Here is a 19,801-nt window from a genome sequence, read left to right as displayed (position 1 = left end):
TTAAGCGCAGCTTATACAAATCCAATTCAGGATAAGTAAATCTTGTGCCGTCAGTTGCTGCACTTATGTCTCGCAGCATGATGAACAAGTTTTACAGACTGTTTCGCACCTTTGTACCGGCTGCGGTACTCCTCTTTTCGGCGGCACTGCCTTCGCTGAAGGCCGAGTTCGATAATGATGTACGCTATTGGCAGACGGTGAGTCTGAACCTCCATGAAGACGAGGACTGGCGCGTGACAATGAGCGGTCAAACCCGGCTATTTGATGATGCAAAGTTCCTGGGTGCCTGGCTGTTGCTGCCTACGGTTGAATACAAGATGCATCCGAATTTTGATGTGGGCGCGACCTATCTACTGGAGGATATCCGTAGCGATTGTGGTGACGAATACGGCCGCTTGCATATCTTCTGGCTGCATGTCAGCCCCCACTGGCAATTGACCGATGATCTCAAGTTCAGCATGCGTCACGTCTTGGGCTATCGTGCTGTAGAGTCGTCTGAAAACTATTGGATCAGCCGCCATCGTTTTGCCTTGAGCTACAAACTTGAAAACATGGGGCCTCTGGTCGCGGTTGGGGCAAGTACCGAACTGTTCTACAATTATGAGACGGATCATCTATTTGAGAACCGTCTGGTTCCGCTTTCCTTGACCTTCAAGTTGACCGACCAGATGAAGTTGTCGCTCTACGGGATGGCACAATCGAAGCGTGCGCAAGGTTGCCAGAGCTGGCAAACCGCGTACGTATTCGGACAGTCGCTGTCCTACAAGTTCTAGTCGAATACGGATCCGGCGGGACGCCCCTTCTGGCTCAACGCTTGACGCTGGGCCGGAAACGGTGAATTTAGCGGCTCTTATTATGCCCGCTACGGATACCATAGTTGCGCTTTCGACACCCGCTGGTGAGTCGGCCATTGCCCTCGTCCGCCTCAGCGGGCCGGATTGCCCTGTGCTGGCACAAGCGGTGACCGCACGTGCCAAGCCGCTTCTACCGCGCTATGCACACTTTTCCAAGTACTTCGATATCAATGGAAAAGAAATTGATGAGTGCGTCTTCACGCTGTTTGAGCAAGGCAAGTCCTTTACCGGCGAGGCGATGCTGGAAATCGCCCCGCACGGGAATCCGCTGATTGTTCAGAAGATCATGGAGGATCTTCTGGAGCGTGGCTGCCGGCCGGCTGAGCCCGGTGAGTTTACACGCACGGCCTTTCTGAATGGTAAGATGGACCTGAGTCAGGCGGAAGCCGTTTCAGATCTGATCCGGGCACGCTCGGATCGTAGTCTCGAAGTCGCGCAACGGCAACTGCATGGTTCGATTGGCCGCAAAATGAGCGAGCTGACCGATCAGCTTTTGGGCATCATGGCACACGTCGAAGCGTACATTGACTTTCCAGAAGAGGATCTACCTGCCGAGGACCAGGAGGGGCCGGCACGTGACCTACGCCGGTTGATTGCCGAGATAAGTGACCTGATTGAGACCCAGCACTATTCAGCCCTGCTGCACGAAGGTATCAAGACACTGATTGTCGGTGAGCCGAACGTTGGCAAGAGTAGCCTTATAAATGCGTTGGTCGGCTCGGAACGTGCCATTGTCAGTGATATTCCGGGCACGACACGCGATTTCATTTCGTCCTTTTTGATGCTGGGTCCATGGCGTATCGAAATTTTGGATACAGCAGGTTTGCACGATGCGGGTGATGCGATCGAGGAGATCGGCATCCGGCATACGATCGAACAGGCGGAGACCGCCGATTTCTTTTTACTGGTGCTCGATGCCAGCCTCCCCTCCCCTGCCCTGCCTCCGGCTCTGATCGATCGAATGACTCCGGATAATACCATTGTCCTTGTCAATAAGATGGATCTTGTCGACGGCCAGCCGCATGCGGGATTCTTGAGCCAGTTCAGGCATTGTGCGCTTTCACTTAAGACCCATGACGGTTTGGCCGCGTTTCGTGATGACTGGCTGTCTGCGATCCAAACCGGTCTGATCCGCTCGACTGCGAGTGACGGTGTCGTAGTGAATGCGCGTCATGCGGCGGCTTTGTCGGAGTCGGTTCGCGCACTGGAGCTGGCTGCCGACAAATTGAAAGACGCCGAGCTTTCGGAACTGGTGGCGGCGGACTTGAGGGATGCCATTGGCGGGATCGGCAAGGTCGTCGGCAAAGTCGATAACGAACGCATGCTGGATAGCTTGTTTCAACAATTCTGTATCGGAAAATGAGTGGAGGTCTGAAATTTGGTCCACATCAGCCTTATGATGTGATTGTTTGCGGGGCCGGACACGCCGGTTGCGAGGCCGCTTTGGCGGCTGCGCGGCTCGGGGCCTCTACCCTGCTCCTGACCGGTAATCTCGACACGATTGCCCAGATGAGCTGCAATCCGGCCATCGGTGGGCAAGCCAAGGGCCACATGGTGCGGGAAATTGATGCACTCGGTGGTGAAATGGCGATTAATACGGATACGACAGCCATCCAGTTCCGTTTGTTGAATGCTTCCAAGGGGCCTGCGGTGCAGGCGCCACGGGCCCAATGCGACAAGAAGGCCTACCAGTTCCGTATGAAGCACACCATCGAGCTCCAGGAGCATCTGGATCTCTTTCAGGCCATGGTTCAGGGGCTGATCTATGAGGGGGATCGTGTCATTGGGGTGAAAACCAATTTGGATGTGGATTTCTACGCCAAGACAGTCGTTGTGACTACCGGCACCTTTTTGCGCGGACTCATGCATGTCGGCCAGAATAAGAACGAGGGCGGCCGGATGGGCGATTTCTCGGCCAAAGGCCTCTCCGGCTCCTTTCTTGAGGCTGGGATCGAGCTGGAACGGCTTAAGACCGGGACGCCTGCCCGTATTCTAGGTTCCAGTATTGATTTTAGCTCGCTCGATGAGCAACTCGGGGATTCTGTGCCCACATTGTTTGGGTTTTATGATACCCGAGGGTTTCCGGATCTGTTCCACGTGGAACATTCGCCGGAGGACCTGGAGGACTTTCAAAGACTGTTCCACGTGGAACATCCCGGTCAAACAAAGTTGGGCTGGCATCCGGGGCGTGACCAGGTCTCGTGTTGGATGACCTACACCTCCGCTGAAACACAGCAGCTGGTGACCGACAATTTGCATCGCTCTGCCATGTATTCCGGTGAGATTCAAGGTACGGGTCCCCGGTATTGCCCCAGTATCGAGGACAAGTTCGTGCGTTTTGCCGATAAGGACCGTCACATGCTGTTTTTGGAGCCGGAAGGGCGACATACGAACGAATGGTACATCAATGGCCTTTCCACCAGTTTACCTTTTGACGTCCAGTTGGACATGCTTCGCAGTATTCAAGGACTGGAACGGGTGCATATGCTGCGCCCAGCCTATGCGGTCGAATATGATTTTGCGCCGCCGACCCAGCTTTTCCCGACTTTGGAGTCCAAAAAGGTGGAAAACCTCTTCTTCGCCGGCCAGATTAACGGAACCTCCGGCTATGAGGAAGCCGCAGGGCAGGGCCTGGTTGCCGGTGTCAATGCGGTTCAGAAGCTGAGGGGAGGGGAACCATTGGTTCTCAAGCGTCATGAGTGCTATATCGGTGTCTTGATCGATGATCTGGTCACAAAGGGGACTCAGGAGCCCTACCGCATGTTCACGAGCCGTGCGGAACACCGCCTTCTCTTCAATCATCCCAGCGCAGAATTGAGGCTGATGCATCACGCGAAGTCCCTGGGGCTGGTCCCGGCAGACCGTATTCAGCGTATTGAGGCGAAGGCGGCAGGGATTGAGGCTTGGATTGCACGTTTGGAGAAGGAGCGACGAAATGGGGACAGCTATGGTGATATTTTACGCCGAACTCGCTCTCAGGATGATTTCCCCGGCGAATTGAAGGCTGAATCCCAAGCGATTCGCGATGAAGTGTATTATCGTGTGGTTTTCAAGGGCTACCTGGAGCGTGAAGTGAAGACGGTTGAGAAGCTTCAGCACATCGATAAGATTCAGATTCCTCAGGATTTTAATTTCACAGCCGTCAAGGGCTTGCGCGCGGAGAGTGCGGACAAGCTCCAGCGAATTGCACCGCGGACATTAGGCCAGGCCAGCCGTATTAGTGGGGTGAACCCGGCGGATATCAGCATTCTGATGGTTTATCTGGAAGCAAAGCGTTAAGCTTTGTCAGAAGCTGCGTTGCTCGATGGCTGCCGATTATGCCGACAGTATTGGTATTCGAGCTTTGCTCGGTCTTGCGGTGCAGTGTGCCTGGATTCTGTGTTTAAAGAAGCCTTCTCCTGACGGCAAGGACGTTTATTAGTTCTTTGTCATCAAGCCTTTATGTGCAACAGAAGGCGCTCAGATGATAAAAGCCGGCAGTGGATTTGATCGAACCACTGCCGGCCTTATGTCACCGATGCGTGACAGATGCTAGAACTGGTCAGTGACCAGAATGGTCACCGGGGCTTCTGCCGTCAGTTCGAGGCTTACAGAGTAGGGCTGCAGGTAATTCACACCCTTGACGAGCACTTTGCCGGAAGCCAGATCCTTCGCTTCCCCTGTCACGATAGATACGAGACGGGCGCTTTCGCCTGCTTGAAGGCTCAGTGCTGTATCACCCGGCTTCAATTCAAATTTCCGGATTCGGAATTCCTTGCAGTCGGCCAGTACTTGTTCGCCGGGAACAATCTTGAGGGGCTCCGGCTCAAAATCATCAAAATCGATGGATTGGAGGGATTCGTCGATGTGAAGCTGTCGTGGCTTGCCATCCAGGCCAACGCGGCCCCAGTCATAGACTCGGTAAGTTGTGTCGGAGTTCTGCTGGATTTCGAGAATGAGATTTCCGGCGTCGATCGCGTGCATCCGGCCGCTTTCTACGAGAATGGAATCGCCCGCCTTGACCGGGAAGCGATGAACGCAGGCTTCGGCTTCCTCGGCCTTGAGCGCAGCCTCGAATTGGTCGCGGGTGACACCTTTCTTGAGGCCCACAATAAGGGATGCATCCTCTTCGGCATCAGCGATATACCAATTTTCGGTTTTAGGCTCGCCGCCGAGGGAAGGTGCGATCGCGGCCGGCGGGTGCACCTGCAGGCTGAGACGGTCCTGGCAATCCAGCCATTTCACGAGAATTGGGAAGGGGGCGTTGGACTCGCGACCCGGGCCGAGAATCGCTTCGCACTCGCACTCGAGCAGTTCACGGATCGTCTTTCCCTGGTAGGTGCCGGAAGCGACGACCGACTGCTCGTCGCTACGGTCAACGATTTCCCAGCTCTCGCCGATGACCTTTTCGGGTGGCAATTGGCGCCCCAGTTTTGCTTCGAGGCCGCGGCCGCCCCAAACGCGTTCCATGTAAATAGGAGTGAATTCCAACAATTCCATGCGGTCTTTTTGAGCGTTTTCTGGGGTTTTGGCTAGATCGAATGAAAACTTGTTTTTCCTAAAGGTTACAAGCTAGTCTGTGAGGCAGACTACATGCCTAGGAAAGCCAAGAAAACATCGACGACTAAAAAACTGGTTGCACAGCCTCGCAAAGCCCAATCGCGACCGATCTGGGCATTGCTGTTCTTTACGGCTGCAGTGATGTGTTTTGTGGCGGTTTGGGACTTCGAGCTGGCTCAGTCACGTCAGTACACGACCGAGCCGGTGGAAAACCTGGTTGGTGTACTCGGAGCGGAATTCAGTTTCTGGTCTTTCCATGTGATCGGTGTGGCGACCTGGCTCATGCCGATCTATCTAATGTGGATCGGTGTGCGCTTTTTGCTCCAGCAGGATCATCGCCGCCGTTTCATTACCGGTGTTTCCGTGTTGGCTTGCTTGCTCTGTGGCGCCGGCCTGGCCGCCATGTTTGAAGAAACCGGCACCATGCGGATGGAAGGCGGGATCTTTGAACAGCAACTCTCGCAGGGGGTCGGCGGTGTTTTCGGTGAATTCATCGCGCGCTTTTTACTCATGCCCTATATCGGGCCCTTTGGCACTTTTCTCGTCTTGATGATGGGGATGGTGATCGGTTCGATTATTGTCTTCAGTGACAATTTGGGACGCGGCTTGGATTACATTCAAACCGCTTACCGCAAATTCCTTGAGGGGCGTTCCGCCTCGAAGGAGGACCGCAAGAAGCAAAAGGCGGCTGCCGCGGAAGCGAAGCGCTTGACCAAGCAGGAGCGCATCAAGGCGAAAGCCGAAGCCAAAGCGGAGGCTAAGGCGGCCAAAGCGGAGGCCCGCAAAAATAAAACCGGGAAGTCGAAGAAGGAGCCGGCGGATGCTCCGGAGGCGGGCGATGACGACGAAATGGTGGAAGAACAGGATGGCCGTCGTCGCGGCTTGCTCAGCGCGCCGGTGGCGCCGCCGCCCAATCTTAAGGCCGAGCGCAAGCGCAAGGCGACGAATGCGCCGATCACCACACGGATTCCGGAACCGCCGGAGCCCGAACCCGAGCCGGCACCCAAGAAGCCGAAGCTTGATATCGATACGATTAAGATCATATCCGGTGAAAAAACGGAAAAGGCTAAGGCGACCATCCCCGAACGGCGCGGCGATTATGTGTTTCCTCCCATCAATTTGCTGAATGAAGCACCGGATGCTTCCAATCTTTCCCCGGAAGATCATGCGGCCACCATGGAAGCGCTGGTGCGTACCTTGGATGAATTTGGAGTGAAGGTGATCCCCGGTGAAATCCATACGGGACCGGTCATCACGCGCTATGAGGTCAAACCTGCTCCGGGGGTCCGGGTTGAGAAAATCGTCAATCTGGACAAGAACATCGCGCTGGGACTGAAAGCGATGTCGGTGCGTATTCTGGCTCCGGTACCGGGGAAGGGCACAGTCGGAATCGAGGTGCCGAACAAGATCGCGCAAGCCGTGTGCATGCGTGACATCGTGGAATCCCGTGCCTGGGCGGAAGCGAAGGCCGAGATCCCCATTGTCCTTGGTAAGGATGTAACAGGGAAGCCGATGGTGACGGATCTGACCAAGATGCCGCACGTCCTGATCGCGGGTTCTACCGGTTCCGGTAAGACCGTCTGTATCAATGCCATTATTGCCTCCTTGCTCTACCATTCGGGACCCGAAGACCTACGCTTTATCATGGTCGACCCGAAGGTGGTGGAAATGCAGATGTATAATGCGCTGCCGCACATGTTGATCCCGGTTGTGACTGAACCGAAGAAGGTCCCCGGTGCTTTGAAGTGGTTGCTGGCCGAAATGGAGCAGCGCTACCAGATCTTCGCCAAGGCCAATGTTCGCAATATTGCCGGCTTCAACGCCAAGATCAGCAAGGACAAGGAAGAGCAGGCCAAGGCCGAGGCCATGGATGCCGAAATGAGCCCCGAAGAACGCGCCGCGGCCCAATCGATCGAGGTGCCGCGCGATGACGACGCTTTTGAAATTCCCAAGAAAAAGCTGCCTTATATTGTCTGTATCATCGACGAGTTGGCTGACTTGATGATGGTGGCGCCGGCTGATATTGAAACCGGCATCGCGCGTCTCGCCCAGTTGGCCCGTGCCGCCGGCATCCATTTGATTCTCGCGACGCAGCGTCCGTCGGTCAACGTCATCACCGGTGTGATCAAGGCCAACCTGCCCAGCCGTATCTCCTTCAAGGTCGCGTCCAAGGTGGACAGTCGTACCATTCTCGATGGTGGTGGCGCCGAAGCCCTGATCGGGAAGGGGGACATGCTCTTCATTCCGCCGGGAACCTCCAATTTGGTGCGTGCCCAGGGCGCCTTTGTTTCGGATGAGGAAATCAACGGGATCGTGGAGTTCCTTCAGGAAAAGAACGAACCGCCGGTCTTCGCCGAAGAGGTGCAGAAGCAAATCGATGCGGGGGGGGACGATGGCCCGACCGCGGGCACCGGGGAGGACGACGGCGACGAGCTTCTGCCGGAGGCCATCGATGTGCTGCGTTCGACGAAACGCGCTTCCACCTCTATGCTGCAGCGCCGCCTGCGCATCGGTTACAACCGGGCCGCCCGCCTGATGGAGGAACTGGAAGACCGTGGTATTGTCGGCCCGGAAAACGGGTCCAGCCCGCGTGAGATTCTCGTCGACCTGGATGCGATGTAGTGTCGATGAGTGAAGACGACTCCCATCTCAATGCCCTGTCCATCGCGCATTATATCATGGGCGGGATCGGGGTGTTCTTCGCCTGCTTCCCGCTGATCCATATGTCCGTCGGGCTCATGATCCTGACCGGTGTGATTGAGGCGAACCAGGCGATGGGCGGCGATCCGTCCGCTCCGCCGGAATTGTTCGGGTGGTTCTTTTTCCTGATGGGGCTGGCTTTCTTCCTTGCGGGGCAAGCGGTATCCATCTCTTTGATACTTTCCGGTCGATTTATCCGGCACCGGCGCAAATACATGTTCTCCTTCGTCCTCGCCTGTGTGGCTTGCGCCTTTGCCCCGTTTGGAACCGTGCTGGGCGTCTTTACGCTGATGGTGCTTTCCCGGTCTTCGGTGAAGACCCTGTATGGAAGGCCCGGATACTAAAGCTCGCAGAGGCGGAAACAGTCTTTCACCCGGACACCCTTTTCGGTGTGCTGCAAGGTGCAGCATTCGTGCAGGGGGTCGTGCTCCAGGAAAAGAATGATGCCCTCGTCCGCGCATTGCCTGAAGATCCGCTCGCGTTCTTCCATGGTCAGGAGTGGTCGCGTGTCGTAGCCCATGACGTAGGGGAGGGCGATGTGGCCGACGGTGGGTAACAGGTCGGCGGCGAAGAGTATCTTGTGTCCCTTGTAGTGGAGCAGGGGGAGCATCTGACTTTCGGTGTGGCCGTCCACGAAAAGGACATCGATTTGCCCGAACACATCCCGGCTGATGTCGCCCTTGCGCTCGACGAAGCTGAGCTGTCCGCTGGCTTCAATGGGCTGCAGGTTTTCCTTGCGGAAAGAGGCGCGCTCGCGTGCGTTCGGTTGGGTGGCCCATTCCCAGTGCGCTTGATTGCTCCAGATCCGTGCATTGGGAAAGCTCGGTCGGGCCCGCGTCCCCCCGGAATCCGACCATTCGGTGGTGCCGCCGCAATGATCGAGGTGGAGGTGGGTCTGGAAAACATCGGTGATCTCATTCCGTTGGTATCCGGCTTTGGAGAGGCTGCGGTCGAGACTGTCTTCCCCGTGTAGATGGTAGTAGCTGAGGAACTTGGCGTCCTGCTTGGTACCGATGCCGGTATCCACCAGAATCAATTTCGCTCCGTTCCGGATCAACAGGCTGCGCATGCAGAGTCGAATGAGGTTATTGGCGTCGGCCGGGTTGCTGCGGCTCCAGATGCTTTTGGGCACGACGCCGAACATCGCGCCTCCGTCGAGTTTGAAGTAGCCGGTTTGTATGCTGTGTAGTTCCATGATGAAGCCGCTTTAACTTGGCGCAGGCCCTCAGTGAGGATCAAGGGGGAATACGCTGCCTGCCTGAGTATTACCTTTCTTCACTGAAGCTGGTGCTGATTTTTATACCGGCCTAGCATTGCCAAGGACTCGGATTCGGCAAATCTTTGGGATTCTGTTTTTGGTCTTTTATGAGCGGTTTTTCGGATGAACCTGTCCTGATTGAAGCGGCGCACCCCAAGCGCCGCATGGTCTTGATTGTGCTGGGCGTATTGCTGGTGATCGCGGCCGCGCTGTATCCTTTTGCCCAGTATCATTGGCGCGAGCATCTCGCGCATGAAGTGGAGCGTGGCGAACTGCAAGGGGCGGTGTATGCCATCCCGCTGGCAGGTTCCCTGCACCGCTTGGAATTGGGCTGGGCGGGCGACCGCTTGGCGTTCCGTTGGCTCGATCCGCTGGACCGGTCACTCCGCTTTCGGGTCGAGGGAGACGCGGGGGACGATTTGCTGGAATGGGACCCGCAGCATGAAGTGTTCGGCCCCGGCTCAGTTTCTATGAATCCCTACAAGCACCATCGTCTCGATCTCCGGATTGAAACCTTGGAAGGCGACGTTCTCTGGTCCGGGACCCGCTGGGCCTACGGCATCGGCGAGCACGGGCATGGACACTGAGATCTTGCCGGGGATTATTCCCCGTCATCTTCCAGCTCAAGGTCGGGTATATGGGTGAAGGAGATACGCATGGGAGCCGCTTCCGCACAGCGCTGCGCTTCATGGGCGTCGGCGTAGTAGATCATCCGGCTGCCGAATCGCTTGTTCACTTGGTCCATCGCTTTTTGCAATTGGATGCGCCGCGTCTGGTTCTCTGCGTCGAATAGGGAAGGGGTGTGGCAACTGGCTGGCTCCAGATCGGAGAGGGTGATGGCGACTTTGGTCGGCGCCTCGGCCTCAGTGGGATGTTTCAGCCAGAGCCGGTTCAAAAGTCTCCCGAGAGTGACATTGTCCTGCGTCGGAAAACAGTGGACGCCCTGTTTCCAGCGCAGTTCGAAACCGAATTTTACCTGGATCAGGAGATGTCCCGCGAAGTAGTTGCCCGCACGCAGCCGCCGGCAGGCCTTTTGCAGCATGCGGTGGAGGGTGGCATGGGCGCCGTGGACAGTTCGGAGGCGGGGAGGCAGCACATGGGAGTGACCGATGGTGCGGGTCTGAGTTTCGATTGCCGGCAAGTCGAATCCGTGGAGCGCGTACCACATGCGGTCGCCTTCGACCGAACCCCAGATCTTGTGCAGTTTGCGCCGGCTGGCCGCACAGAGGCTGGGCAGATCCGTGATGCGGGCAGTCCGCAGACGGCGTTCGATATTGCGGCCGATCCCGGTGATGTCCTCCAGGCGCAGGCTGTAGAGGGCTTCGGGCAGGTCTTCGAAATCGAGCAACACCAAGCCGTTGGGCTTTTCCATCTTACTGGCCAGCTTGGCGAGAAAGCGGTTGGGGGCCAGACCGATGGAGGCCCGGACGTAGGGCCCGATCCGGTGGGCGAGGGCGGCCTTGATCTCCAGCGCCTTGGCCCGCGCTTTGTCCGGGGCCTGCCACTGTGGTGGAAGTCGCCCGTACATTTCGTCGATCGAAAGCACCGCATCGACATAAATGATTTCATGGATCAACTCGTGGATCTTTTCATGCGTCCGGACGTAGTCGCTGTGCCCGGCCTGGATGAAAGTGATGCCGGGACAGAGGTAGCGGGCCTCGCGGACCCCGGTTCCGGTTTTGACCCCGTACTGCTTGGCTTCGTAGCTTGCAGCTATGCAGCAGGTGCTGTCCACGTTGAGGGAGGGCACGATGCCAATGGGACGGCCGCGCAACTCGGGATGGAACTGTTGTTCCACCGAGGCGAAGAAGCTGTCGAAGTCGATGAAGAGATAGCGGAGGGCCATGGAAGTGTGAGTTCAAAAAGAAAGACTTGGTTAAGTGTAAATATGTTCACCATTCAAGCTGCGAGGGACCCCTTTGCTTGATTTTATACACAGTCTGTGTATGGTCTGTGTATTATGGCTTCGAAAACGATCTCGGTCAGTGTCAGTGCCTATAATCGACTTAAGGCGCATCGGAGGGGGAGTGGTGATTCTTTCAGCCGGGTGATTCTGCGAGCTCGTTGGGATGAAGAGACAATCACGGCGGGCGAGCTTTTGGAACAAAGCCAGACTCCGCGCTATTTTACAGAGGAAGAACTCGAGCGGATTGAACGGGCTGTCGCCGAAGATCGCATTCCTGAAGACAAATGGAGCAATCGGTAATTCTAGAGACCAGTTTTCTCATCGACTTTGAGCGGGAGCGTCATCGAGAGCCCGGGCCGGCGATGACTTTTCTGCGGGCGCATCGAGATTGGAAACTTTACCTGACACATACCATTGCGGGGGAATTGGCTTCGGGGATGTCGCTGTCGAATCGGGAGAACTGGCGGCAGTTTATCCAACCCTTTCAAATTCTCTCTTGGGACGAGAGGGTGGATTGGGAATACGGACAGGCCTATCGCTTTCTACAGGCCAATGGACTTTTGATTGGCGGCAACGATCTCTGGATTGCCGCGACCGCACTGGCGCATGGATGTCCGGTGGTCACCGCGAATCAGGAGCATTTCGGGCGCGTGCCGAATCTCGAAGTGTGGGGCTATCGCTGAATCATTCCGATTCCGCATCCCGCAACACTTCGCGAATTTCATCGATCAACTTCCCGACCGAGGCCTGTAATCTCTCAAGCTCTTGCCGGGTGCGGCGTAGCCAAACGGGATCGCAGATGCCTTCGGCTTCAGCCGCTTCGAGGCCGGCGTGGGCATCGTTCAGGCAGTTGCGGGCCTTTTTCAGGCGAACCAGCGAGTTCCCGGCAAAAAGCGGATCCGGCGGCCACTCATCATGGATGTCGAGCGCCCCGGCCAGTTTGGCGGCAGCGAACGAGATACCGTAGGTCAATTCGTGGAGCGGGTGTTCCTCCTGTGCGTGTTCCGGGAGCCAACCGGCAAATTCAATATCGCTGCGGAGCTGCAGGCTGAAATCGTGGCAGTGCTCGACCAGCGGGTGCCGGTCATCCGTGACCGGGCAGTCGTCGGCTTCGAACGCTTCGGCCGCGGCGGCGTTCATTGCGTCGATCCATTGCTCGCGCTCGGCCTCTTCCTCTGGAGAGAGTGGTTCGGGCTCCGGTTCGCCGCGCTCCTTGCGCAGGCGCTCACGCTCTTCTTCCATGATTGCCTCGTAACGCTCGGCGTCGGCCTCCGGTTCCCGTTCGAGGCGTGCGCAGATCCGTTCGTTCAATAGGTCCATGCGGGCGGCTTCGGCATCGGCCTCCGCTTCGGCCCGGCTTTGCGGGGCATCTTCGTCGGCATCGGCTTCCGCTTGCCCGGCAGCTTCAAGGAGGCGGTCCATGAAACCGGTCATGGCCTGCGCATTGGCTTCGTGCTGCGTGATTTCCTCGGCTTCGGACATTTGCCAAGTTGCTTCCGGTTCGACCTCAAGCTCGTATTCGGCGCTTTCGATGACGACGCGGCCGTTGCGCTCGCTGTGCCATTCCAGATAGAGGCTATTGCCCCAGTGATAGGGCATTGGCTTGCCGGTCTTGTAATACTGGCCGAGTTCTTCGAGCGGAAATTCGAGGACCTTGACCTTGCGCGAAGCGGTGATATCGCCGACCACGCCGATCTGTTCGCGCGCAAAAGACCGCTTGTCTTCGGGCATGGGCTTCGGCTTTGGGTTCCGGAAACGCAGGCGTTGGCCGGCCAGATCCCGCCAGGGGTTCCCCTCGAGCTCCAGCCGCACCGGGCCGTCGAGCCCGCGGAACCAAATCTGTCCGGTCACGCGCCCACGCGTGCGGTTGTCGATTTCGCCGTATTCTACATATTCGTCGATACGCCAAGCCATGGAAAGAAAAGGGTGGAAGCCTGAGCTGAGATGGCAAGTTTTTGCCATGGTGAATAAGTTTTGTCGATTCGTTATTGCTCAAACGTTCATTATTTTGCAAGGTCCACGAAATGGTGCCGCAGACCCAGTTACTTCAGTCCCTCAAAGCCGTTTTCGGCTACGATGTTTTCCGTCCCCTGCAGTCGGAAATCATTGAGTCGTCGCTGGACGGACAGGATGTGCTGGCGATACTGCCGACGGGGGGCGGGAAGAGTCTCTGCTACCAGCTGCCGGCACTCCAGCGGGAGGGGCTGACTCTTGTGGTCTCGCCCCTGATTGCCTTGATGAAGGATCAGGTCGACCAGTTGCAGGCCTCCGGCGTGGCGGCGACTTTTTTGAATTCCTCGGTGCGGGCGGGGGAGGCACGTGCCCGCCTCGAAGGGCTGGAACGGGGTGAATACAAGCTGCTTTATCTGGCTCCGGAGCGCCTGTTCCTTCCGGATTTTATGGAGAAGGTGAAGCGCTGGAAGGTTGCCGCCCTGGCCATCGACGAGGCGCACTGCATCAGCGAGTGGGGGCACGATTTTCGTCCGGAATACCGTCAACTGGCGACCATCCGTGAGCATTTGCCGGAGATTCCGGTCATCGCCCTGACCGCGACGGCGACCGACCGCGTCCAAAAGGACATCATGGAGCAGCTCCACTTGAAGGAGCCGGCCCGCTACGTGGCCAGTTTCAACCGGCCGAACCTGACCTACCGGGTGCTGCCCAAGCAACGACCAAGACGCCAAGTGCTCGACTATGTAAGCCGCAACCGGAATGTATCGGGCATTGTCTATTGCCAGTCCCGGAAGGCGGTGGAGGACTACGCGGCCGCTTTGCAGGAAGCGGGACACAAGGCCTTACCCTACCATGCCGGTCTCTCGCAGGCGGACCGGGCCTATAATCAGGAGGCCTTCATCCGGGACGATGTGCAGGTGATCTGCGCGACCATCGCCTTTGGGATGGGGATCAACAAGCCGAACGTGCGCTACGTGCTCCACGCTGACCTGCCCAAGAACATTGAGAGCTATTACCAGGAAACCGGCCGGGCCGGACGTGATGGGCTCCCTTCGGAATGTCTGCTGCTCTTCTCCGCCGGAGATATCGTTAAATATCAACACTTTATCGACCAGATGGAAGACGAGCAGGCCGCGCGAATCGCCCGCCAGCAGCTCCGTCAGATGGCCGATTTTGCCGAATTCGCCAATTGCCGGCGCAGCGCCTTGCTCCGCTATTTCGGGGAGCGCTCGGCCGAAGCGAACTGCGGTAGCTGCGATAACTGTCTGGATGACTCCGAAGAGGCAGATGTCACCATCGAGTGTCAAAAGCTGCTGAGTTGCATCTTCAGGATCAACAAGGCGGGCTACCCGATGGGCCTGAACCACGCGGTCGATGTGTTGCGTGGCTCTGAGAACGCCAAGGTGCTGGATAAGGGGCACGACAAGCTGACCACGCACGGCATCGGAATGGAGCATCCGGCGGATTACTGGCGGGTGCTCGGCAAGCAACTCATCCAGGCGGGTTACCTCTCGCTCTCCGACGACGGCTACCAGACGGTGGAACTGACGACTCAAGCCCTCAAGGCGCTGAAAGAACGGACTGCCATCCGGATGAAGCGGATTGAAACGGCTGCGGTGGCTTCACCGGCCGCGCGCTCCAGAAGCAAGGCCACCGGAATCGAGTGCGACGAGGGGCTCTTCGAGGTGCTGCGCGGGATGCGCAAGGAACTGGCCGATGGCCGTGGTGTGCCGCCCTACGTTATCTTCGGCGATGTCGCGTTGCGTCAAATGGCCCGCCGCTACCCGCGCACGGACTCCGAATTTCTCGCGATCCCGGGGGTGGGGCAGCAGAAGCTGCGTCAATTCGGCGGACAGTTTATCCAGGTGATCGAGGAATGGCTGGCCGAGAACGATCCCCGCGACTTCGAGCCCTCCGGCTTTTTGGATCCGGCTCCGGTCCGGAAGCGGGCGTGAGCTTATGAGTCAGGCTTCGGGCTGGGAGTGGTTCACCCCTGAATTTTATCTTCTGCAGATACCGGGACAACGTGTTTACTCACCGTGGTCGCGGGTCCCTGACACTGGTTGTCGTCCGGGTATTAAAAAATCCCGCGAATACAGCCTTGCCCCTTCGCCCAGCTTATTCAGCGTTGCGGGTTTTTGCTGCTTAAAGACTTGGCTAAAGACCCTGCATGTCACTCGATTCATTGAAGAAGAAGAACTCCCTCGGCCGTATGAAGGCCGGACTCAAGCGTTTTCTGAATACGGTTGAGGAGACTTTGGGGGCGACTCAGGACGAGGATGAAGAGTATGATGAGGAGGTGGTAGTCGAAGACCTCGCAGAAGAAGAGGATTTCGAGGAGAGCCTGCCCGACGCCTTTGTGGAGGATGCGCGTCGGGAAGAGGAAGCCCTCGCTCTGGAGCAGGAGCAACTCGCTGAATGGAGGGCGCAGCTTGAGAAAATGCTCCAGAACCGCGAAGAGCGCGTTGCCTACTTCAAGCAATACGAGGACGAGAGCCAGCAACGCTACCATCGCATGCTCAGCAGCGCCCGCGCGCAACTCAACGGTGTTGCTGTTGAAGCTGATGAAAGCGCTGTTGCCTTTGAAGAAGACCTCAATGCGCCGGCCGAGATCGTCGAACCGGAGCCGGAACCGGTCGATAACCCGGACATCGAGCTTTACCAGCGTCCGTCGATCACGCTTTTGAATCCGGTCGACCGTTCAAAGGCGGTCCTCATGACTCCGGAGGCGCTTGAAGCGCAGAAGAACGCGCTCCAGGAGACGCTCGATAGCTTTGCTGTCGATGCCTACGTGTATGATGCGGTTGTCGGGCCGCGGGTGACGCAGTTCCGCGTGCAGCCAGGCATGGGGGTGCGGGTCGAAGCGATTGCCGCGCTTCAGAAGAACATCGCGTTGGCCATGGCCAACACGAACATCCGCATTCAGGCGCCGATCCCGGGTGAACCATTCGTCGGTATCGAAGTGGGCAATACGAATTCCGTCCCGGTCCTGATCCGGGCCATGCTGGAATCCCGCGCCTGGCATGAGACCGAGCACGAGATCCCGCTCATTATGGGCATGGACATCCAAGGTAAGATCATCGTTGCCGATCTCGCCAAGGCCCCACACCTGTTGATCGCCGGTGCGACGGGCAGCGGCAAGTCGGTCTGTATGAGCACCTTGATCCTGAGCCTGCTCTACAAATTCCGTCCGGATGAACTCGAGCTGGTGTTGATCGATCCGAAGCGGGTCGAATTCGGCCTCTTCAAGGAGATTCCGCACTTGATCCACTCCGTCGTGACCGAGCCCAAGCCGGCGGTCAGTGTGTTGAAATGGGTGGTGGCCGAAATGGAGCGGCGCTATCAGGTGCTGGCTGACAAGCAGGTCCGGAACATCGCGGGGTACAACAAGAAGGCCGAAGCGGAAGGCTTTAAGAAAATGCCTTTCCAAGTCGTGATCATCGATGAGTTGGCTGACCTCATGATGACCTCCAAGGGCGAGGCGGAAGCGGCTTTGGCCCGGATCGCCCAGCTTTCCAGGGCGGTTGGTATTCATACCATTATCGCGACGCAGCGTCCGAGTGTGAATGTGATCACCGGAATCATTAAGGCCAATTATCCGACTCGGATCGCATTCCAAGTTTCGTCGCAGATTGACTCCCGGACCATTTTGGACTGCAAGGGTGCGGAGAGCCTGCTCGGGGCCGGCGACTTCCTGTTCAATCCTCCGGGAATTGCGCGTCTTATGCGTATTCAGAGCCCGTTTGTGCAGGACCAGGAAATTATCGATGTGGTCGAATTTGTGGCCGGTCAGCGTAAGGCTGAGCACCGTGTCAACCTGAACGGTGTCGATGCAATGGAGGGTGACCGAAGCGGCACACAGATCAATCTCGGCGACTTCGAAGGAGACGATGATGAAATGCTGCTCCGGAAAGCACTCGTGATTGTCGCTGAAACACAAAAGGCCAGCACGAGCTTCCTGCAGCGTCGCCTGCGGATCGGCTACAATCGGGCGGCTCTGCTCATCGAGGAACTTGAGGATCGTATGCACATCGGGCCGCAAAACGGCTCCACCCCACGTGAAGTCTTCATTACACCGGAGGAGATTGAATGGGCCAGATAAGCAATTACCAGGACCTGGTGGATGCGATCGACCGCGACGGTGTGCAGGCCACGGTTAAGGCGAACCGCAAACCGCCCTTGCATACGCGTATCCTAAGGGACCTCTACGACCTTTACCTGGATCAACCGAAGTACGTCGAGTTTCTTGTCTGCTATCCACTGATCCCGTCCGATCTCGCCGAGCGTATTGCCCAGGAAGCGGATCCGTCGCACATCAACATCGCTCGGGGGCTTGCGACCAATCCGCGTGCTTCGCAGCAGACCCTGAATCGCCTCGCAAAGCATCTTGATGCCTCTGTGCGTTTGGCTTTGGCCGGTAATCCGAACCTGACGCCCAAGGAGTGCCAAATTCTGGTGGAGGACGAAAATGACTACGTGAGGGCCGAATTGGCCGCTAACCCGTCCTTGCCGATACCGCTGCAGTTTGTCCTGTCCGCCGATGATCAGGTCTGCGTGCGTTGCGCCTTGGCGGCCCGTAAGACACTCGACCTCGATATTGCCGTACAGCTGGGGCGGGATGAGGATCCGATGGTACGTGCCGCGATCATCTGCTCGTGGTCGCAGGATGACGAGCTACTGCATCTCTGGGCCGAACGCGATCAAGTTCAAAACCAGCAACTGTTGTTCCGCCGGAATAAGGCTTTGGAGTCCGCATTGCTCGAAACGCTCTGTCTGGCGCCGGATAGTGAGATTCGCAAACTGGCACTCGCCGGGCGTGAGTTGACCGGGCCGCAAATGTTGTGGCTTGCCGAGTCGGATGACACGCGTGATCGCGTTTTCCTCGCGGGCCAGGCCGATCTTCCCGCCAGTATTCAGCGCATGCTTGCGCAGGACAGTGCGTCGAAGGTTCGGCGGCGACTCGCGGCCAACACATGTATTGATCCGACGATCGCAAGGCACATCGCCAGCTCCGACGATTCGCCGGCCTGCCGGGAGCTCGCAAAGAACGATGCGATACAGGACGATTGCATCACGCAACTTTGTACCCATCCAGATGACAATATCGCTTTGCTGGTTGCCTACCGTGACGATTTGAACGCGGAACACCGCGACCTGCTCTTTAATGGCCGGACCAATTCTGTCGTCTCGGAGCATCTTGCGTATCTGGGAATTGGATACGAATGCCTGGGCTATCAGACTGTCGAATCCCTGGCGCACAGCGACGCTCCCAGCTTGCGCGCTTTTGCTTCGCAATCCACCAAACTCGACGGCGGTGCGTACCTGGGGCTGAGTCAAGATCCTGCGGACGGTGTGCGTTATAGTGTCGCCCGGAATCCCGCGACGCCTGAGCATATCGTCAAATCGCTTTTCGATGACATCAACCGCGATGTCGTCTTTGCTGCAGAAGACAATATGGCTAGGCGTTTGCGTGCACAACGCGACGAATCAAATGATGCCGGCGAAGAGGCCGGAGAATATACGGATCAAGTGGTGCAGACGGAACCCAGTCCCTTCTTCAAGAAGATCGTCCACTTCTTTACCGACTAAACAATAATCGACTTTCTCAACTTCATACCTTCCCACTTAAGAAAAATGGCTAAGAAAACCCAGAAACTCGTACCACTCACCCTACAGGATATCATCCTGCGCGGCGATGCCGAGACTATCCGTCAGGCACTGGAAGCTCGCGTCCAGATTGACACGCTTCTCGAAGAGCGCGAGGCGGCCTACCGCCGCATCAGTGAGCTCGAAGAGCAAGTTGAAGGCATCGTCGGTGAAGAGGGTGTGTTCCCTTTTCCCGAGCCTCCCGTTCCGGTCGCGCAATTTGACGTAAAGGCAGCTCCGAAGAAGAAGCCCGCGCCGAAGCCGTCGGAAAAGAAGGTCGTCGCGTCGGAAAGTCCGGCTCCGGCTGAAGCGAGCGCAGAAGAGGCGGCACCCGAAGCCGATGTACCGGCCGCCGAATCCGCAGACGAAAGTAAAGACGACTAGGAACATAGAGCAGTGAACGTCCAATCTTGAACCTCGAATGTCTATTCGAAGTTCAATGTTCGAAGTTCCCCACGCCTACATGTCGGTCTCAAGAGAAGAACTCATCGCCATTAACGGCCTCCTGATACAACGGGAAGCCGCGTATGCGCGTGTGGGCGGAATTGAGCGGGCGATCAATGACTTGCTCGGTGCCGATTATCCCTTCGATGTGCCGGAAGCGATTCCGCCTTCCTTGGTGAGGCGAAAGACGGTGAAGAGAAAAGCACCGGCCAAAGATAAGTCAGCGGAGCTGAAACTTCGTCGCTTGAAGGAGGACGAGTGCGCTTACCGTTTTACTTGGACCGAGCACGGGCAACGACAAACCCGTGTTGTCACCGATCTGCGCAACGTGGATGCATTTATCAAATGCCCGCTTCCCGGGATGAAACTACTCAAGGTTGAAACGCTCGATTTAAATTCGAAGCTTGTCGATTGCCTGTTCGAAGTGTGAGTGCTTACGCATCTGGGGGAGTTTTCGCGCTTTGTGTGGAAGTGCGCGCAGGCTCGATAATACTTGTATAT

17 protein-coding genes are annotated in these 19,801 nt (G+C 57.2%); 13 read left to right on the top strand and 4 right to left on the bottom strand.

What is annotated here, in order from left to right; translation table 11 throughout:
• Positions 1-77 precede the first annotated feature (77 nt).
• The 3 genes from O2597_RS08740 (at position 78) to O2597_RS08730 (ending at position 4,133) form a co-directional block, all read left to right on the top strand.
• Positions 78-773, top strand: a complete 696-nt coding sequence (locus O2597_RS08740) for a DUF2490 domain-containing protein (RefSeq protein ID WP_269524029.1) — start codon at positions 78-80, stop codon at positions 771-773.
• Positions 774-855: 82 nt separating this feature from the next.
• A complete protein-coding gene (gene mnmE, locus O2597_RS08735) occupies positions 856-2,217 on the top strand; it encodes a tRNA uridine-5-carboxymethylaminomethyl(34) synthesis GTPase MnmE (RefSeq protein ID WP_269524027.1) in 1,362 nt (453 codons plus the stop codon).
• Positions 2,214-4,133 carry a tRNA uridine-5-carboxymethylaminomethyl modification enzyme MnmG/GidA gene (locus O2597_RS08730; RefSeq protein WP_269524025.1) on the top strand — a complete coding sequence of 640 codons (1,920 nt, stop codon included), beginning with the start codon at positions 2,214-2,216 and terminating at the stop codon, positions 4,131-4,133. Before mnmE ends, O2597_RS08730 begins: the two co-directional genes overlap by 4 nt.
• A 252-nt stretch (positions 4,134-4,385) precedes the next feature.
• Here the strand turns inward: O2597_RS08730 and O2597_RS08725 are convergent, their stop codons facing one another.
• Positions 4,386-5,333 (bottom strand): type I phosphomannose isomerase catalytic subunit, encoded by a 948-nt coding sequence (locus O2597_RS08725; protein WP_269524024.1) that lies wholly within the window; start codon positions 5,331-5,333, stop codon positions 4,386-4,388.
• A gap of 93 nt (positions 5,334-5,426) precedes the next feature.
• Here O2597_RS08725 and O2597_RS08720 point away from each other — a divergent pair, with 93 nt between their 5' ends.
• Positions 5,427-8,015 (top strand): DNA translocase FtsK, encoded by a 2,589-nt coding sequence (locus O2597_RS08720; protein WP_269524022.1) that lies wholly within the window; start codon positions 5,427-5,429, stop codon positions 8,013-8,015.
• A gap of 5 nt (positions 8,016-8,020) precedes the next feature.
• A complete protein-coding gene (locus O2597_RS08715) occupies positions 8,021-8,437 on the top strand; it encodes a hypothetical protein (RefSeq protein WP_269524020.1) in 417 nt (138 codons plus the stop codon).
• Here the strand turns inward: O2597_RS08715 and O2597_RS08710 are convergent.
• A complete protein-coding gene (locus O2597_RS08710) occupies positions 8,434-9,288 on the bottom strand; it encodes an MBL fold metallo-hydrolase (protein WP_269524018.1) in 855 nt (284 codons plus the stop codon). The genes O2597_RS08715 and O2597_RS08710 overlap by 4 nt on opposite strands.
• A 170-nt stretch (positions 9,289-9,458) precedes the next feature.
• On the opposite strand from O2597_RS08710, the gene O2597_RS08705 reads away from it, so the two are divergent.
• Positions 9,459-9,938: a hypothetical protein gene (locus tag O2597_RS08705; protein WP_269524016.1), complete on the top strand. Its 480-nt coding sequence runs from the start codon at positions 9,459-9,461 to the stop codon at positions 9,936-9,938.
• Between the two features lie 14 nt (positions 9,939-9,952).
• On the opposite strand, the gene O2597_RS08700 is transcribed toward O2597_RS08705, so the two are convergent.
• A complete protein-coding gene (locus O2597_RS08700; protein ID WP_269524014.1) occupies positions 9,953-11,197 on the bottom strand; it encodes a DNA polymerase Y family protein in 1,245 nt (414 codons plus the stop codon).
• Between the two features lie 114 nt (positions 11,198-11,311).
• Here O2597_RS08700 and O2597_RS08695 point away from each other — a divergent pair, with 114 nt between their 5' ends.
• Together O2597_RS08695 and O2597_RS08690 are read left to right on the top strand one after the other, a co-directional pair.
• Complete coding sequence (locus O2597_RS08695) at positions 11,312-11,557, top strand: antitoxin VapB family protein (protein ID WP_269524012.1); 246 nt, start codon at positions 11,312-11,314, stop codon at positions 11,555-11,557.
• On the top strand, positions 11,542-11,940 hold the full coding sequence (locus O2597_RS08690; RefSeq protein ID WP_269524010.1) for a type II toxin-antitoxin system VapC family toxin: 399 nt from the start codon (positions 11,542-11,544) through the stop codon (positions 11,938-11,940). The genes O2597_RS08695 and O2597_RS08690 overlap by 16 nt, the downstream gene beginning before the upstream one ends.
• A 1-nt stretch (position 11,941) precedes the next feature.
• Here the strand turns inward: O2597_RS08690 and O2597_RS08685 are convergent, their stop codons facing one another.
• Positions 11,942-13,219 (bottom strand): hypothetical protein, encoded by a 1,278-nt coding sequence (locus tag O2597_RS08685; protein ID WP_269524008.1) that lies wholly within the window; start codon positions 13,217-13,219, stop codon positions 11,942-11,944.
• A gap of 62 nt (positions 13,220-13,281) precedes the next feature.
• Here O2597_RS08685 and recQ point away from each other — a divergent pair, with 62 nt between their 5' ends.
• The 5 genes from recQ to O2597_RS08660 all read left to right on the top strand — a co-directional run bounded on the left by recQ (position 13,282) and on the right by O2597_RS08660 (position 19,730).
• Positions 13,282-15,165 carry a DNA helicase RecQ gene (recQ, locus tag O2597_RS08680; protein WP_269524006.1) on the top strand — a complete coding sequence of 628 codons (1,884 nt, stop codon included), beginning with the start codon at positions 13,282-13,284 and terminating at the stop codon, positions 15,163-15,165.
• Between the two features lie 215 nt (positions 15,166-15,380).
• Positions 15,381-17,312, top strand: coding sequence for a DNA translocase FtsK (locus O2597_RS08675; RefSeq protein ID WP_269524004.1), 1,932 nt, complete (start codon positions 15,381-15,383; stop codon positions 17,310-17,312).
• Positions 17,300-18,799 (top strand): hypothetical protein, encoded by a 1,500-nt coding sequence (locus tag O2597_RS08670; RefSeq protein ID WP_269524002.1) that lies wholly within the window; start codon positions 17,300-17,302, stop codon positions 18,797-18,799. Before O2597_RS08675 ends, O2597_RS08670 begins: the two co-directional genes overlap by 13 nt.
• Before the next feature lie 45 nt (positions 18,800-18,844).
• A complete protein-coding gene (locus O2597_RS08665) occupies positions 18,845-19,240 on the top strand; it encodes a hypothetical protein (RefSeq protein ID WP_269524000.1) in 396 nt (131 codons plus the stop codon).
• Between the two features lie 79 nt (positions 19,241-19,319).
• The gene (locus O2597_RS08660) at positions 19,320-19,730 is read left to right on the top strand and encodes a hypothetical protein (RefSeq protein ID WP_269523998.1); all 411 of its coding nucleotides are present in this window, start codon (positions 19,320-19,322) and stop codon (positions 19,728-19,730) included.
• Positions 19,731-19,801 lie beyond the last annotated feature (71 nt).

Source organism: Coraliomargarita parva (genome assembly GCF_027257905.1).
Lineage (GTDB): Bacteria > Verrucomicrobiota > Verrucomicrobiia > Opitutales > Coraliomargaritaceae > Coraliomargarita_A > Coraliomargarita_A parva.
The sequence above is the reverse complement of the archived record's forward strand: the minus strand, read 5'-3'. Positions and strand labels throughout refer to the sequence as shown.